Source organism: Flavisericum labens (genome assembly GCF_045446075.1).
Taxonomy (GTDB): domain Bacteria; phylum Bacteroidota; class Bacteroidia; order Flavobacteriales; family Flavobacteriaceae; genus Flavisericum; species Flavisericum labens.
The window spans coordinates 692664-708606 of the sequence record NZ_JBJJBQ010000001.1 but is presented as its reverse complement, the minus strand read 5'-3'; the positions used below and the strand labels follow the sequence as shown (position 1 = coordinate 708606).

Genomic DNA, 15943 nt, shown 5'->3' with positions numbered 1-15943 from the left:
TTGGAATATTTTGCACTACAAAATAACAGTTTTTTTAACAAACTACAACGTTTTAGATACTGTTTCAGGAATTATTTAACTTTAAACTATATTTGATGTAATATTTAGGAAATATGAATTTTACAATTAGAAAATCTGTTAAAAAAGACATGCCACAGGTTTTAAAGTTAATTAACGAACTTGCCATTTTCGAAAAAGAACCTGAAGCCGTTGAAATAACTGTTGAAGATTTAGAACGTGATGGCTTTGGCAGAAACCCCGCCTTTATTTGTTTTGTTGCAGTGGCCAACTCCAAAATTGAAGGAATTGCCTTGATATACAACCGCTATTCCACTTGGAAAGGTCGAGCCATTCATTTGGAAGATTTGATAGTTAGCGAATCTATGCGTGGCAGCGGAATAGGAACTGCTCTTTTAGATGAAGTTGTTAAATATGGCCATAGCATAGGCGTTAAGCGTATTAACTGGGAGGTTTTGGATTGGAACGAGCCAGCTATTTCATTTTACGAAAAAAAAGGCGCCCATGTTATGCGCGATTGGGATGTGGTGCAGTTAAGTGAAGAAGGCATTAAAAATTACATTTCAAAAATATAAGATGCAAATATTTAAATTTGGTGGTGCCTCAGTAAAAGATGCCCAAGGTGTTAAAAACTTGGCAAATATTTTACAAACAGTAGGTTTTGCAGACACCATGTTAGTTATTTCGGCCATGGGAAAAACTACCAATGCGCTAGAAATTGTGGTTAAAAACTACTTCGACAACAAGCAAGAACTACAAAGTTCTTTACAAGAGGTAAAAAAATACCATAACCAAATTCTGTTGGATTTGTTTGATAACGAAAACCATCCAGCATTTAAAAAGGTTACGGCTCTTTTTGATGAGTTATTTGCATTGTTAAAAGTGAATAAATCACCCGATTATAATTTTGTATACGATCAAATTGTGGGGTACGGCGAACTAGTTTCCACAGCCATAATAAGCGAATACCTAAATTCTATCGGAATAAAAAACAACTTGATTGATGTTAGGAGCTTTATAAAAACGGATAATTATTATAGACAGGCCCGTGTAGATTGGAGTAGTACTCAAAAGCTAATTTCTTCAAAACTCAACAAAACGACATTAAACATCACGCAAGGATTTTTGGGTAGCGATGCCAACAATTTTACCACGACTTTAGGTAGAGAGGGTAGCGATTATACTGCAGCAATTTTCGCCTATTGCCTTAATGCCAACAGTGTTACCATTTGGAAAGACGTTCCAGGGTTATTAAATGCCGACCCAAGATACTTTGAAAACGCTCAATTGTTAAACAACATATCTTATCGAGAAACTATAGAGTTAGCCTTTTACGGTGCATCTGTTATACACCCAAAAACCTTACAGCCATTACAACGCAAGGAAATACCTCTTTATGTAAAGTCGTTTTTAAAGCCCGAAACATCAGGAACACAAATAAGCAAAAATATCACCATCAATCCGATGATACCTTGCTTCATAGTTAAGAAAAACCAGGTATTGATTTCACTTTCATCATTAGATTTTTCCTTTATAGTTGAAGAGAATATCAGTGAAATATTTAGACTTTTGCACCAACACAAAATGAAGGTTGATGTTATCCAAAATTCAGCCATTAGTTTTTCAGTGTGTATTGATAATATTTATAATAATTTAGAACCTCTTTTACGACATCTAAAAGCAAAATTTAAAGTAACTTGTCATGAAAAGGTTTCACTTTACACAATTAGGCATTACAACCAGTCTGCCATAAACGACATTGAAACGGACAAAACCGTGCTACTAAAACAGTTAACTCAAGAAACGGTTCAAATAGTAACTAAATAAACTATTTAGTACATTTACGCCATGGGCAAATCACAAAATATAGGTTTAGTATCTGCCAAAGAAGTGGCCAAAGCCATTCAATTGGACAAGTACGGATTCATCGGCACTTTCATTGGGTGGCTGTTAATGAAACTGTTAAAAATATCTACGCTCAATAAAATTTATAACCGTAATAAACACCTTAACGAATTAGAGTTTTTAAACGCCATTTTAGACGATTTTCAAATTAAGTTTGAAATACCTGAAGAAGATTTAAAGCGGCTGCCAAAAGACGGTGCTTATATTACTATATCCAACCATCCACTTGGTGGTATTGATGGCATTTTACTATTAAAATTAATGCTAGAGCAACGCAAAGACTTCAAAATAATAGCAAATTTTTTACTGCATCGTATTGAACCGTTAAAACCGTTCATAATGCCGGTAAACCCTTTTGAAGACAGAAAAGATGCAAAGTCAAGTTTAACAGGGTTTAAAAATTCCATTTTACACTTACGGGAAGGGCATCCGCTGGGCATTTTCCCTGCTGGGGAAGTTTCAACCTACCGCGATGGAAAATTGGTAGTGGATAGACCTTGGGAAGAAGCCGCCATGAAATTAGCAAAAAAGGCAGAAGTACCAGTTGTCCCCATTTATTTCCACGCAAAAAACAGCAAGTTGTTCTATAAACTTTCAAAAATTAGTGACACGTTTAGAACAGCAAAACTGCCTTCTGAATTACTCACTCAAAAAAGACGTATCATTAAGGTTAGAATAGGAAGGCCCATTTCGGTTGAAGACCAAAAAGAGCATGCTGACCTTAAAGATTTTTCGGAATTTTTAAGGCGAAAAACCTATATGCTTTCCAATGCTTTTGAAGAGAAATCAAAAATTTTTGATGGTATTTCATCTAGCTTAAAAACACCTAAAGCACCAAAAAATATAGTTACTCCGGTAGACGCTTCTTTAATGGCAAAAGAAGTTGAAGCCCTTAGAGAAGACGGTTCACGCCTTCTACAAAGTAAAAATTACGAAGTGTTTCTAGCTGAAGCTAAAAAAGTGCCAAGTATTCTGCGTGAGATTGGAAGATTGCGCGAAATTACTTTTAGGGAAGTGGGCGAAGGCACCAACGAAGCTATCGACTTAGACGATTTTGACAATTATTACCACCATATGTTCCTTTGGGACAATGAAAGGCAAGTTTTGGTTGGCGCCTATCGTATGGGGCTGGGTTCCCAAATTTTTGACCGCTATGGCATCAATGGGTTCTATTTACAGGATCTTTTTAGGTTCGAACCAGAGTTATATAAAATGATGAGTGAATCCATCGAAATGGGACGCGCTTTTATCATTAAAGAGTACCAACAAAAACCGATGCCACTATTTTTACTTTGGAAAGGTATAGTGCATACAACTTTACGTTACCCTGAACACAATTATTTAATTGGAGGTGTAAGTATTAGCAACCAATTTTCAAACTTCTCAAAATCGTTGATGATTGAGTTCATGAAATCGCATTACTACGATCCATACATTGCACAATACGTTAGGCCTAAAAAAGAATTTAAGGTAATACTAAAAGACGCCGATAAAGATTTTGTTTTTGACGAAACCGAAGCCGATCTAAACAAATTTGACCGCATTATAGATGAAGTTGAGCCAGGCGCACTGCGCCTACCTGTACTACTTAAAAAGTATATAAAACAAAATGCCAAGTTGGTAGCCTTTAATGTCGATCCGTTATTCAATAATTCAGTGGATGGTTTAATGTACATTAAAATTGCCGACTTACCAGAAAGCACCGTGCGCCCAGTTATGGAAGAGTTTCAGGCTGAATTAGAACGCAGGTTTAATGGAAACAACGGGTAATAAAACTGTGTATTCGCGAGATAGCAAAGAAAAAGCCAAAAATTAAATTTTTGGCTTTTTTAGTATTCAATCTTAATAAATTTTCGACTAAAACCAAGGTTTTTTGCCTACCTGATACGTATTATAAAATTCTTCATCAGATTTTGTTAGGTAAATAATACCCTCAATAAAACCAACAATACTTGCAATTCCACAGGTTACTATGGTTGCAATTAGTAATATAACACCTTCTTTGTTATAACCCAATACAAACTTATGTATTCCTAACCCTCCAAAAAGAATGCCCAAAACACCAGCTAATATTTTTTTATTCTCACCAGAAGAAAAAGCTTCTTTAGCACTTTCCGTAAATTCTGAGGCTGTTTCTTTGGCTCCATCACTAAACTGCTTAGCTTTTTCACTTGCTGTATCGGCTGCCTTTTTAGCTCCGTCTTTGGCGTCGTCCAACATATCGTTTAGGTCGTCGCTTAAATTTTTTTCATCAGACATAATTTTAAGTTTTTTGTTAGTAAAACGGTTGTAAAGGTAATAAAAAATGTATTGGTTTTTGGTTGGTTATAGTTGCAAAAAGCCATAATCCCATAACTACCTAAACAACATGATTATTCCCCCAATTGCTGTAACAATTAGTATAAAACGCCTGTAGTTAAGATTGGAAATCAACTTTACAATTCTTGCTCCTAGAAAAAACCCAATAACAACGGTTGGGATTAGTACTGAATTAAGCACCAATGTATCTACGGAAACTGTTTTCCAAACTAAAATATGAAAGGGAAGTTTGAACACATTAATAATAAAAAATAACCACGCGGCGGTACCAATAAATTCATTTTTTGGAAAACGCATAGCCAGAAAATAAATATTGGAAATGGGTCCGGCCAAATTACCAATCATGGTTGTAAACCCTGCCAAAAATCCCATAATGATACCAAACCATTTACTTTTGGGTACTTTGGGTGATGCTTTCCTTTCTGTGTAAATCATGATAAGCACCGAAATGATAATGATTACAGCCATCATTCTTTTAAATAGGAGTTCTGAGATATCGTTGCCCACCCAAACACCAACCAAAACCCCAACAATCATCCATGGAATAAGCTTTTTAATAATATCCCATTTTACATGATGGAAGTAATAGGTTACAGCAAAAATATCGGCTGCGATAAGCATGGGAAGCAAAACACCTGTAGAAGCCTTTTCTCCAAATATAAAGGCTAAAATAACCACTATAATAATGCCAATCCCCTTAATACCAGATTTGGACAAGCCCAATAAAAAAACCGCAAAGCCAATGGCCACCCATTCCCATGCAATTAATTGAAAAGATTGTAAAATTTCTAAATAAGACAATAGCTATTTTTTAAAGAAAACGAATTTACAAAAAAGCTTTGTCAACAGGTTCCCAGAGCTCAATTTTATTACCATCGTTATCTAAAATCCAACCAAATTTTCCATATTCATATTCTTCAACTTCTCCAACAATGGTTACGCCTTCCTCCTTTAAAACCTTAAGCAGTTCATGTAAGTTTTCAACACGATAATTAAACATAAAGTCTTTTTTTGAAGGCTCGTAATATTTGCTGTCCTCAGGAAAGGGACTCCACTGCGTAGAGCAATCGTTACCTTGTTTATCTTTCCACCAAAAGGTACAGCCGAAATCATCGGTATTAAAACCCAAATGCTTTTTATACCAATCCTTTGTGGCTTTAGCGTCTTTGGTTTTAAAAAACAAACCGCCAATACCAGTTACTCTTTTTTTCATTTCTAGAAATTTTCAATTATACGTGCTGGTCTATCAAAATGCTGTTACCATCGGGATCGAATAACATGGTGCTTGCCGGCCCGGTTGTACTTTCATCTGCTTCCTTTTCTAATTTGATATTATTATTCTTTAAATGTTTTTGAATACCCCTGATATCATCAAACGGTTCAACTTTATTGGCACTTTCGTCCCACCCTGGATTAAAGGTTAAAATATTTTGCTCGAACATACCCTGAAAAAGTCCGATAAGGGCATTACCATTTTTCATTATCAGGTAATTTTGCTCCATATCTCCAGCAAACTTTGTAAAACCTAGTGTTTCGTAAAATTGTTTTGATGCCTTTATGTCTTTTACACTTAGGCTAATAGAAAATGCTCCTAGTTTCATCTTTTAATAATTTATTTTTTCTTTTTGATATTAGTTTCGTAAACAGCAATCCATTCGTTAACAGTAAGTTTTGTGCACAATTCGGCTATTAATTCATAGGGGATATCTTCTAGGTTTTTAAACCGTATACAGCTTTTGCCCATATCCAATTTACGCTTGCTGTGTTTTGGAAACTCCGCCACAAACCAATCGTGAATTTCAGGAATGGCATAAATACCACTATGATAAAGATTGACTGAATTTTTCTGTGAAGCAAAACTCATAAATGGCAATGGTAACTTAGAATTACAATGGTACCCATCTGGATACACCGAATGCGGAACATAATATCCAATCATCCCATACTGGATGCCTTCCTTGAACCCCTTCGGCAAATTGCCATTAATGACTTTACGCAGTTTTATAAGCGTTTTTTGGCGCTCTATAGGAACTTGACTGATATAGTCCTCGGGTGAGTTCGCTTGATATTGCATAATGTCAACTTTAGAAATCTAAAGTTAACAAAATTTTGCTTTAATTTTGTCTACTATGGTTTGCGCAAGCTTCTCTTTGCTTTCAACCGTCCAACCGGCCACATGTGGAGACAGCAGAACATTTTGGGCGTTAATTAAATATTGAAAGGCTTCAGACACTTCTAATTGGCTAAGCAAGCCTTTTTTAACTTTGCCTGAAGTGCCAAGTGTATTAAACAAATTTTCGAAAGAGGCTTTTTCATATTCCAGAACATCTAGTCCCGCACCTAAAATTTTGCCTGAGCGCAACGCCGAAACCAAATCTTTTGTTACCACACTCTTACCGCGCGCCGTATTGATAAACCAAAATGGTTTTTTAAACTGATTAATAAATTCTGAATTTATCATATTCAGGGTTAACGGTGTTTGTGGCGTATGCAAACTTACCACGTCTACTTTTTGTTGAAATTCGTTTAGAGACAATTGTTTGGCATTAGTATCACCAACATCATCCTTAATATCATAACACAATACCTCAACATCAAAACCTCTTAGCTTTTTTGCGAATGCCTTTCCCATATTACCATAACCAACAATCCCTACCGTTCTACCATCTAATTCGACCCCTCGATTCTCTTCCCGCAACCATTGGCCTTGCCTTACTTCGGCATCGGCTTTATTCAGTTTATTAAACAAAGATAGTAGCATCCCTAAGGCATGTTCGCCAACTGCATTGCGGTTACCTTCTGGTGCGGATATTAAGTAAACTCCTTTTTTTTTGGCATAATCGCAGTCTATATTTTCTAAACCAGCACCTACCCGACCAATAAATTTTAGGTTTTTGGCAGCATCTAGAAATTGCTGATCGATAGTAAAGCGGCTTCTTAAAACAATACCATCATAATTTTTAATTTTGGTTTCTATTTCCTCTTTTGAAGAAATATAATCTTCTTCATTTTGAAAGCCTAAATGGTTTAATTGATTAATAAGTAGTTCGTGGTTGGTGTCGAGATGAAGGATTTTCATATTGAATTTTATATAAACCAAAAGTAAATATTATGTGATACTGAAACAAGTTGAGCTTAACGAAGTTTTGCGCCAGGGATTGATTGAAGTAAAAATCTTTTTGAGAACAAAAGATTGAAGTAAAAAGGCCAATCTACAGGGCAACGTCAAAATACTAAATACCTAAAATCATTTTTGCAATCCAGAAATAGATAAGAATTCCGAAAATATCGTTACTTGTAGTTATAAATGGCCCCGTTGCTATAGCAGGGTCTATACCACGTTTGTCTAAAAAAAGTGGCACAAAAGTACCTATCAAACCAGCAACGATAATCACCGCCACCAGTGAAACAGAAATAGCAAATGCTGTATTAATTTCGCCTTTTGTAACCCAGACAAAAAGAAATAGAAACATGGCTAAAATAACTCCATTTAGAGCTGCTAAAAGCATTTCTTTTATCAAACGGCTGTTTACGCTGCCCTTTACATCGTCGTTGGCCAAACCTTGAACAATAATCGCACTGGACTGGACCCCAACGTTACCTGCCATAGCCGCAATTAATGGCGTAAAAAAGAACAGTACCGCATATTTACTAAAAGCATCTTGAAAGCCTTCCATGATTAAAAAGGCCCCCACGCCACCAACTAGGCCTAAAAATAACCACGGTAAACGTGCTTTAGTTAGTTGTAAAATGCTATCATCGGCCTCAACATCTCCAGTAATACCTGCAGCCATTTGGTAATCCCTCTCAGCTTCCTCCTTTAAAACATCAACAATATCATCAATGGTAATTCGCCCCAAAAGGATTTTATTCTCATCACTTTGAACTACTGGAATAGCCTCTAAATCGTATTTAGCCATAATTTTGGCTACTTCTTCTGCATCCTCGAGTACATTAACGTAGTCAACGTTTGAGATATAAATATCGGCAATTTTTTGATTGCTTTTTGCAACAATTAAATCTTTTAAAGACAAGCGTCCAATAAGCCTTTCTTGCTTATCGACCACATAAATAGAATGCACTCGGGTAACGTCTTTTGCCTGCCCCCGTATACGCCGCAAACAACCCGCTACAGTCCAAGTTTCATAAACCTTCACCAACTCTTTGGCCATAAGCCCACCCGCAACATCCTCATCATAGGCTAAAAGCTCTGTAATCTCGGCTTTGTGATCTTCATCCTCAATCTTTGAGATAACCTCTTGCCTTCTCTCTTCGGGTAATTCGGAAATAATATCGGCAGCATCATCGGTATCGAGTTCCTCAACTTCATCGGCGATTTCCTGCGCCGAAAGGTTTTTTAAAACTTTTTCCCGATTGTCTTCATCCAGTTCCATTAAGATATCGGAAGTGGTTTCAGAATCTAGAAGCTTAATTATATACATAGCTCCCTCTAAATCGAGCTCATCTAAAATTTCGGCAATATCGGCATAATGAAACTCCTCCATTAACTTTTTGAGCGCCTTGTTATCTTGGGTTTCAAGGAGTAACTCCACCTGCTCTAAAAGTTCATCTGTAAGCTGAAATTGTATGTTTTCTTTTTCTTCTGACAAATGGAAAAAGTTTATTAATTTAAATATCGTTTTCTATGAGTTGCGTGAGTGCAACAAACTCTTGAACACTTAATTGTTCTGGACGTTTGCCAAATATACTATTTGCTTTTAAATTATCTGACAAATTGAATGTTTTTAAACTGTTACGAAGCGTTTTTCGGCGCTGTTGAAAGGCTTGTTTAACCGTTTTGAAAAATAGTTTTTCATCACAAGGCAAAGTATAGTTTTCTTTTCTAATAAGTCGCAACACACCAGAATCTACTTTTGGCGGCGGGCTGAAAACACTAGGTGGAACCGTAAATAAATATTCTGCCTCATAAAATGCCTGAACCAAAACAGACAAAATACCGTACACTTTATTACCTTCTTTTGAACAAATGCGTTGTGCTACTTCTTTTTGGAACATTCCTGAGAATTCAGGTATTTGCTCTCGCATGTCTAAAGTTTTAAAAACAATTTGGCTAGAGATATTATATGGAAAATTACCAATAATACCGAACGGTTCTCCTTTGAAAACGGCATTTAAGTCGTACTTTAAAAAATCTTTTTCTATAATTCGAGGAACCAAGTTCAAGTAGTTGGCCTGAAGGTATTCTACCGATTCTGTATCGATTTCGACAACGTATGTTATGGCATCCTTCTTTAAAAGATATTTGGTAAGCACACCCATACCCGGACCGATCTCCAAAATATTTTTATAACCGTTTAAAGTTAAGGAGTTGGCTATTTTTTGTGCAACTGATTCATCATTTAAAAAATGTTGTCCTAAATGCTTCTTAGCTTTTACCTGGTGTTGATTGGGTTTGTTTGCCACTAATTGCTCGTCGTTTAGTTAGCAAAGATACAAAAGCCCCTCCGACTGGGCTCAGGGTGACAGAACTATTTAAAGTTCACGGTGTACTCATCTACAATTTGGAGTTCGGTACGGAATGCCAACATTTTATCTGCAAATTTTCTAAGGCCTTCACTTCGAAGTCTCTCGGCGTCTTGACGGTAATAAGCATCTAAGGCTTCCCGAGAATACGATCGGTATTGAATGGAATAGGTTAGACCACCCATATCTTCTTCAACAATTACTCTGGTAAGGGTAGCTTTTTCAAACTTACCCGTGCCCAAAACTTGCGGAATGTGCTCCTTAATCCATTTTAGCCAATCGTCGTGAATACTTTCGTCAATATTTACCGTTACGTTATATATGTACATTTTAAATTTTAGTCGTTTTTATAAAGTTTCCGAATTTATCGTGTCTCCGCGCAACGCTCTAAAACGTTTTCTAGCTTCAACAAAATAAATGCTATCGGCATGGTTAAAAATAATCTTCTCGTAAAGTAACTTAGCTTTTTCAGGTTGATTTAATTGCTTCTCGTAAATCTGGGCCAATTTAAAAGTAGCATCGTCAATCAAAATACCTTCTCTGTAAGTTTCAATCAGCACCTCATAATTAGCTACAGCTTTATCAAACTGCCTCTTCACTTCATATAATTGCGATTGTTTATAAAGGGCTTGAGCAATAATAGGTTCTGTTTTATGCTCATCTAAAATTTTATTCAGTAAGGATATGGCCTCATCATTTCGGTTTTGAAACGCTAACAAATCAGCCTTGGCATAAAGCTTTAATGCTGTTTGAAGGGAATCTTCATATTTGTTATCTGTAATAAGAAGTTTTAAATCCAATGCATCATTGGCAATAAGTTGTGATGTTGAAGACTTTAAAATTTTAAGTTGTGACTCGGCCCATTTAAAATCGCCTTTATAATAACTGGCTTTGGCTACTTTGAATCGGGCTTGTTGCGAAATCGTGCTGTTTTTAAGATTACGCTGAATTTGCGTGTAATAAATCAGAGCTTTATTGAACTGTTCCTGAAGCAAGAGGATATCCCCCAGTTCTAACTTAACCTGAGCTTTTTCAAGTTGTGTTAAAGGTTCCTTTAAAACAGTTTCTAAAAATTTAGTAGCCTTATTGGTTTCATTCATGTAAAACGCCAAAAAATGCCCGTACGAAATTTGAAGTTTTAGGGTTTTAGCATCATCACCAAAAGTGTCTAATAAGTTTAAATACTTCGCTTGGATATCTTGGAAATCGTCTTTTGAACTTTCTTCAATTTGAAGCTGAAGCAATCTATAATGAGCGTTTAGCTTTGTATCAGGATTTTGGGCGGTTTCAATAATGAAACTATAGATTTCTTTGCCGACCTGGATTTCATTTTCATTGACACAAATAGCAGCCAATTCTTCAACCCTAGTTAAACCAGCCTGTTCTCTATTATAAATGGCTTTTTCTTGCGTGAAGGCCTTTTTAAAATCCTTTTGCTGAACAAACAACCAACTTAGCAGTTCGTTCCATAAAACATCGGGCTGTTGTTGCATTTTTTTAAGCAACATTTTACGGAAAAGGATATTGCTTTCGTTATAACCGTCTTCAGTTACAAAATCGTTTATGGCTCGTTTTATATTGCTTAAACTATTGGGATTGGAGTCTATAAAATCTAAATAACTTTTAAACATTTTTTCAATTTGCCCTTGCTCACCGTAAATTTGGGCAAGCTGGATGTTAAAATTAAAATCGGGATTTAAGGCCATGGATTTTTCATAAGATATTGCCGCCTCATCCAAAAGCGAATGATTTTGAAAACTTCTGGCTACCGAAAAAACATTGCTTGCTTTCTCATCAATAGTTCGAATTGCTTTTTCATAAAGCTCTTGAGCTTTTTCAATCTTATTTTGAAGTTGATAATTATAGCCCAATTCTACCAAAAACCCAGGATATTTTACCCGTTCCATTAAACTTAAAAGAAACGCTTCGGCTTCAGCATACTGTTCTAATTCTTGATGAACAACAATTATTTGATAGATATAATTGATATTGGATGGTGATTTAGCAAAATGTTTCTTGTACTCCAGTAAGGCCTTTTCATATTCACCATTTTTAAAATATTCTTTAGCCACCAAATCGCCTTGAGAGAATGCGGTAACCGAAAAAAGAAACATTATAATAAATAAAAGCCTCATTTGGTAAATATAGTAAATGTGTATTTTAGTAACGGTGGCTATCAAGAAATTTTAATAATTAAAAAAAAATGCCCGAATAAAATTCGGGCACTAACCAACCAAAAATAATACTCTATTAACTACTTGTTAATTAACTACTCGATTGGGGACAGTCTTTAAATTTCTGCATAGTGCAGAATGACCAATTCAACCATTTTTTGATTGCATCAAGATGTCGGAACGGAAAAACAAAATCCCTATTTGCTCACAATAGCCGTTGCTCTATCTTCAGATTCAAATAACTCAAAATCTGAAGACAATACTTTTGTTGCGAAAAAAACTAGAGCAATTAACAGAACAATGCGTTTAACATTTTTCATAATCAGTTAGGTTAAAATAGATTTGGACTGCTAACTTGTAAAATAAAAGCTAAAAAACCAAGAAAACCTACTAAAAATCGTTAATCGGCATGCGATTATTGTATTTTGTCGATGTTATAAACGTGAATCCCTAATTAAGTAGGTTTAAACTTACTCTGAATCAATAACTTTAAAACCAGTGTAAGGTTGCAGAACTTCAGGAATGTCAATACCATTTTCAGTTTGGTAATTTTCTAATATTCCTGCCAATACACGTGGTAAGGCTAGTGAACTTCCATTTAAAGTATGTGCCAGTTCATTTTTACCATCGCTGTTTTTAAATCTTAATTTCAATCTGTTGGCTTGAAATGTTTCAAAATTAGAAACCGAAGATATTTCCAACCAACGGTCTTGGGCTGTTGAAAATACCTCAAAATCGTAAGTTAAAGCCGATGTAAACCCTAAATCGCCTCCGCAAAGTTTCAAAATTCTGTAGGGTAATTTTAATTCTTCCAAAATGGTTTTTACGTGTGCCACCATGCCATCTAAAGCATCATACGATTTACTTGGGTGTTCTACTCGTAAAATTTCAACTTTATCGAATTGGTGCAAACGGTTTAAACCTCTAACATGTGCACCATAGCTCCCAGCTTCACGACGAAAACAAGGTGTATAGCCAGTTATACTGACAGGTAAATCGCTTTCATTTAAAACCACATCTCTAAAAATATTAGTTCCAGGCACCTCAGCCGTTGGTATTAAATACAGATTATCGCCAGTTACATGGTACATTTGCCCTTCTTTATCTGGCAATTGCCCCGTACCAAAACCAGAAGCTTCGTTTACTAAATGTGGTAATTGATATTCGGTATATCCAGCAGCTGTATTTTTATCCAAAAAATAGGCAATCAATGCACGTTGCAGCCTAGCCCCTTTACCTTTATAAACTGGAAAACCAGCACCGGTTATTTTGTTACCCAATTCAAAATCTATAATGTCGTATTTTTTAGCAAGTTCCCAGTGCGGCAATGCACCGTTGTACAATTTTGGCACTTCACCTGCTTTAAAAACCTCCTCATTATCTTGTTCCGTACTACCTTGCGGTACAATTTCGTTCGGCACATTAGGTATTTTATAAAGCAATTCGTTTAACTCTTCGGCTTTTAGATTTAAAGCCTCCGTTAGTTCTTTTGAAGTTTCTTTTAACTGACTTGTTTTTTCCTTAAGAACGTTTGCTTTCTGAACTTCACCAGATTTGTACAAATTCCCTATTTCTTTTGAAAGCGTATTCGATTCGGCCAAAGTATTGTCCAATTCCGTTTGAAGGCGTCTTCTATCCTCATCAAAAGTAATGACATCATTAATCATTTGCGCAGCATCAATATTTCGTTTTGCTAAACGCTCAATTACCAAATCTTTGTTTTCTCTAATAAAGGCAACTTGCAACATGTTGTGAAAATTTAAGCGACAAATTTAAGGAATTACTTATATAATTACTGCTGTTTCGATGGCAAAATCCAACTGCTGTGCTTAAATGTATTCCAAGGCACGCTGGCCAAATCTACATCTGGATTTATTAAGGGTTTGAACGGCTTACCATTAACGCTAACCTTACAGTTTACATAAACGGCAACATCTTGCCCTTTTTCCTTATACTCCTGTTTTAAATGTTGGGCAAATTGCCAAATCACATCAGGCTTTGTACTTGCTGTTCGCTTTTGTTTTGGTGTTAGATAATCGTTTAAATTAATGTAGGAGCGATTGTTGGTTTGTCCATTTTCTACCCAATAAGCTATCTGCGCGCTTTTTGTTCGAAGCATCATACGCCAAGATAGTCTATGGCCTTCCTCAGTCCACAACACATTATCCTCAATAAAATGATGCCTTAGAGGCAATGCTATTTGGATGATGAAATAGAATGAAAAAACAGAAATCCAAAGATTTTTATGCTTCGGAATTATTATTTCTTCACCTTCATAAAATGGTTTTCTTTTTAAGAACAACTTATTAATGGTTTTCAGTTCAAAAAAGAATAAGGTAAATGCCAATGCCAAATATGGAAATATTCCTATTTGAAAAATTACAGAGTTAAACAAATGAAAGAACACCGATATCCAAAATATATATATTCTAGTTGGCTTAAACAGCAATAGTGGCACAACCAATCCATCAAACAAAATACCGCCATAGCTTAGAACATAATGTACCCATTTTTGCTGAAGCAGATTGCCAACTATAAAATAATTCTTTTTGGACTTCATAAACAATTCCATAACGGTAGAATCCATCCAATCTGGGTAAAGTTTGGCTACTGAAGCATAAGTGTAAACGATAAAAAGCTGTAAAATAATAATCCAACGGCACCATCTGGGCATGGAAAAACTTTTTATTTGTGGGTTTAGATATACATCTAGTGAAGCGTATTGGTTTGCTGGAAGAAACACCATTATACTACTAATCAAGATTAATAAATAATAATGGTTGTTATAGGACGACTTTTGCATTAAGTAGGTTGCCGACCACATTAACGTGAAAGTCAGTATACTTAACCTATACCTATAACCTATCATGACAAACAACCCAAACATTCCCATAACAGCATAGTAAACGTACATACCATTACCTGGAAGCGGCTGCAACCATTCAAAACCAATAAAAGAGAATGTAAATTGTGGCTCGATTAAGGTGGTTTTAACCCAACCCGTAAATATAGCGCCCACCGATTCTAAAAAGCAAAGTAGACCAAAAATAATCCTAAAAATAATTAATGCAGAATTATCAATTCGTTTAAAGAGCCACTTATTAAGCATTTTGTTTTGAGATAAAATCGAGTGCTGTTTTTTTATCTAATGACAATTGCTTTTTCAAGGCTTCAACCGATTCAAATTTTTCTTCATCTCGAATACGCTGCAGCAAATCAATTTGGATATTTTCCCCATAAATATTGGCATCGAAATCAAAAAAGTGTACCTCAATTGTTTGTTTGCTACCATTTACCGTTGGGTTGGTTCCAATATTCATCATACCATAAACGACATCATCTTTTATTTTTGAACTTACAATATAAGCACCTTGTTTTGGGATGAGTTTATAGTTTTCCTCTACTTGAATATTTGCGGTTGGGTAATGTATTTGCCTTCCCAAACCTTTTCCTTTTGACACCACTCCGGTAAGCATAAAGTTGTAACCTAAATAAGCATTGGCTTTAACTATATCGCCCTCTAACAAGGCCGTTCTGATTTTGGTAGAACTTACAGAAACATCATCAATGTCTTGAGCCGAAATTTCCTCAACTTCAAAACCGTAAGTTTCACCAAATGTTTTTAAATCATTAATATCAGCATTTCTATTTCGACCAAAACGATGGTCATAACCAATAATTACTTTTTTGGCATTAAGTTTATCGACCAAAATTTGCTTAACAAAATCTTCTGCTGACAGTCTTGAGAACTCATGGGTAAACTTTTTTATTAGCAGGTAATCCAGCCCAAGTGCATTTAAAATAGCGTGGCGTTCTTCTATGGTGTTAATGAGCTTAATATTAGAATCTTTCTGTAAAACCATCCGCGGATGCGGGAAAAACGTAAGAATTACAGATTTCAACCCGTAAAGTTTGCCTGTTTTTATTAAGCGCTTTATTATTTTTTGATGCCCTATGTGAACCCCATCAAAAGTTCCGATGGTTACTACCGTTTCCTGGTTATCTAAAGCATTTAAGTTACTCTTCGTTTTCAAGCCTTTAAT

At 35.6% G+C, this 15943-nt stretch carries 16 protein-coding genes; 3 read left to right on the top strand and 13 right to left on the bottom strand.

All coding sequences use genetic code 11. The features are described 5' to 3' along the window. Positions 1 to 113 precede the first annotated feature (113 nt). From ACIEHO_RS03120 to ACIEHO_RS03110, 3 genes are read left to right on the top strand one after another with little or no spacing between them, the layout of a single operon-like run. Positions 114 to 593, top strand: coding sequence for a GNAT family N-acetyltransferase (locus ACIEHO_RS03120; protein WP_406968535.1), 480 nt, complete (start codon positions 114 to 116; stop codon positions 591 to 593). A gap of 1 nt (position 594) precedes the next feature. Then, positions 595 to 1845: an aspartate kinase gene (locus tag ACIEHO_RS03115; protein WP_406968533.1), complete on the top strand. Its 1251-nt coding sequence runs from the start codon at positions 595 to 597 to the stop codon at positions 1843 to 1845. A 21-nt stretch (positions 1846 to 1866) separates the two neighbouring features. Further along, entirely contained in the window at positions 1867 to 3693 is a 1827-nt protein-coding gene (locus ACIEHO_RS03110; protein ID WP_406968531.1) for a GNAT family N-acyltransferase, read from the top strand. Positions 3694 to 3780: 87 nt separating this feature from the next. Here the strand turns inward: ACIEHO_RS03110 and ACIEHO_RS03105 are convergent, their stop codons facing one another. The 13 genes from ACIEHO_RS03105 to ACIEHO_RS03045 all read right to left on the bottom strand — a co-directional run bounded on the left by ACIEHO_RS03105 (position 3781) and on the right by ACIEHO_RS03045 (position 15934). Next, positions 3781 to 4182 carry an NINE protein gene (locus ACIEHO_RS03105; protein WP_406968529.1) on the bottom strand — a complete coding sequence of 134 codons (402 nt, stop codon included), beginning with the start codon at positions 4180 to 4182 and terminating at the stop codon, positions 3781 to 3783. A gap of 96 nt (positions 4183 to 4278) precedes the next feature. Then, positions 4279 to 5043 carry a TSUP family transporter gene (locus ACIEHO_RS03100; RefSeq protein ID WP_406968527.1) on the bottom strand — a complete coding sequence of 255 codons (765 nt, stop codon included), beginning with the start codon at positions 5041 to 5043 and terminating at the stop codon, positions 4279 to 4281. A 25-nt stretch (positions 5044 to 5068) separates the two neighbouring features. Next, entirely contained in the window at positions 5069 to 5455 is a 387-nt protein-coding gene (locus tag ACIEHO_RS03095; RefSeq protein ID WP_406968525.1) for a VOC family protein, read from the bottom strand. 16 nt (positions 5456 to 5471) lie between these two features. Further along, positions 5472 to 5843 (bottom strand): VOC family protein, encoded by a 372-nt coding sequence (locus ACIEHO_RS03090; RefSeq protein WP_406968523.1) that lies wholly within the window; start codon positions 5841 to 5843, stop codon positions 5472 to 5474. Between the two features lie 11 nt (positions 5844 to 5854). After that, a complete protein-coding gene (locus tag ACIEHO_RS03085; protein WP_406968521.1) occupies positions 5855 to 6316 on the bottom strand; it encodes a DUF1801 domain-containing protein in 462 nt (153 codons plus the stop codon). A gap of 24 nt (positions 6317 to 6340) precedes the next feature. After that, a complete protein-coding gene (locus tag ACIEHO_RS03080) occupies positions 6341 to 7321 on the bottom strand; it encodes a 2-hydroxyacid dehydrogenase (RefSeq protein WP_406968519.1) in 981 nt (326 codons plus the stop codon). A gap of 154 nt (positions 7322 to 7475) precedes the next feature. Then, on the bottom strand, positions 7476 to 8852 hold the full coding sequence (gene mgtE / locus ACIEHO_RS03075) for a magnesium transporter (protein WP_406968517.1): 1377 nt from the start codon (positions 8850 to 8852) through the stop codon (positions 7476 to 7478). 19 nt (positions 8853 to 8871) lie between these two features. After that, positions 8872 to 9666 carry a 16S rRNA (adenine(1518)-N(6)/adenine(1519)-N(6))-dimethyltransferase RsmA gene (gene rsmA / locus ACIEHO_RS03070; protein ID WP_406968515.1) on the bottom strand — a complete coding sequence of 265 codons (795 nt, stop codon included), beginning with the start codon at positions 9664 to 9666 and terminating at the stop codon, positions 8872 to 8874. Between the two features lie 65 nt (positions 9667 to 9731). After that, complete coding sequence (locus tag ACIEHO_RS03065; RefSeq protein ID WP_406968513.1) at positions 9732 to 10055, bottom strand: DUF4286 family protein; 324 nt, start codon at positions 10053 to 10055, stop codon at positions 9732 to 9734. A gap of 18 nt (positions 10056 to 10073) precedes the next feature. Beyond that, entirely contained in the window at positions 10074 to 11861 is a 1788-nt protein-coding gene (locus ACIEHO_RS03060) for a tetratricopeptide repeat protein (protein WP_406968511.1), read from the bottom strand. A 509-nt stretch (positions 11862 to 12370) separates the two neighbouring features. Continuing rightward, entirely contained in the window at positions 12371 to 13648 is a 1278-nt protein-coding gene (serS, locus tag ACIEHO_RS03055; RefSeq protein WP_406968509.1) for a serine--tRNA ligase, read from the bottom strand. Positions 13649 to 13692: 44 nt separating this feature from the next. Further along, positions 13693 to 15009 carry an HTTM domain-containing protein gene (locus ACIEHO_RS03050; RefSeq protein ID WP_406968507.1) on the bottom strand — a complete coding sequence of 439 codons (1317 nt, stop codon included), beginning with the start codon at positions 15007 to 15009 and terminating at the stop codon, positions 13693 to 13695. Beyond that, a complete protein-coding gene (locus ACIEHO_RS03045) occupies positions 15002 to 15934 on the bottom strand; it encodes a bifunctional riboflavin kinase/FAD synthetase (protein WP_406968505.1) in 933 nt (310 codons plus the stop codon). The genes ACIEHO_RS03050 and ACIEHO_RS03045 overlap by 8 nt, the downstream gene beginning before the upstream one ends. Positions 15935 to 15943 lie beyond the last annotated feature (9 nt).

Coding starts and splice junctions, on each gene's coding strand:
- ACIEHO_RS03120 (WP_406968535.1), top strand. CDS start 114: ATGAATTTTACAATTAGAAAATCTGTTAAAAAAGACATGCCACAGGTT.
- ACIEHO_RS03115 (WP_406968533.1), top strand. CDS start 595: ATGCAAATATTTAAATTTGGTGGTGCCTCAGTAAAAGATGCCCAAGGT.
- ACIEHO_RS03110 (WP_406968531.1), top strand. CDS start 1,867: ATGGGCAAATCACAAAATATAGGTTTAGTATCTGCCAAAGAAGTGGCC.
- ACIEHO_RS03105 (WP_406968529.1), bottom strand. CDS start 4,182: ATGTCTGATGAAAAAAATTTAAGCGACGACCTAAACGATATGTTGGAC.
- ACIEHO_RS03095 (WP_406968525.1), bottom strand. CDS start 5,455: ATGAAAAAAAGAGTAACTGGTATTGGCGGTTTGTTTTTTAAAACCAAA.
- ACIEHO_RS03090 (WP_406968523.1), bottom strand. CDS start 5,843: ATGAAACTAGGAGCATTTTCTATTAGCCTAAGTGTAAAAGACATAAAG.
- ACIEHO_RS03085 (WP_406968521.1), bottom strand. CDS start 6,316: ATGCAATATCAAGCGAACTCACCCGAGGACTATATCAGTCAAGTTCCT.
- ACIEHO_RS03080 (WP_406968519.1), bottom strand. CDS start 7,321: ATGAAAATCCTTCATCTCGACACCAACCACGAACTACTTATTAATCAA.
- ACIEHO_RS03065 (WP_406968513.1), bottom strand. CDS start 10,055: ATGTACATATATAACGTAACGGTAAATATTGACGAAAGTATTCACGAC.
- ACIEHO_RS03060 (WP_406968511.1), bottom strand. CDS start 11,861: ATGAGGCTTTTATTTATTATAATGTTTCTTTTTTCGGTTACCGCATTC.
- serS (WP_406968509.1), bottom strand. CDS start 13,648: ATGTTGCAAGTTGCCTTTATTAGAGAAAACAAAGATTTGGTAATTGAG.
- ACIEHO_RS03050 (WP_406968507.1), bottom strand. CDS start 15,009: ATGCTTAATAAGTGGCTCTTTAAACGAATTGATAATTCTGCATTAATT.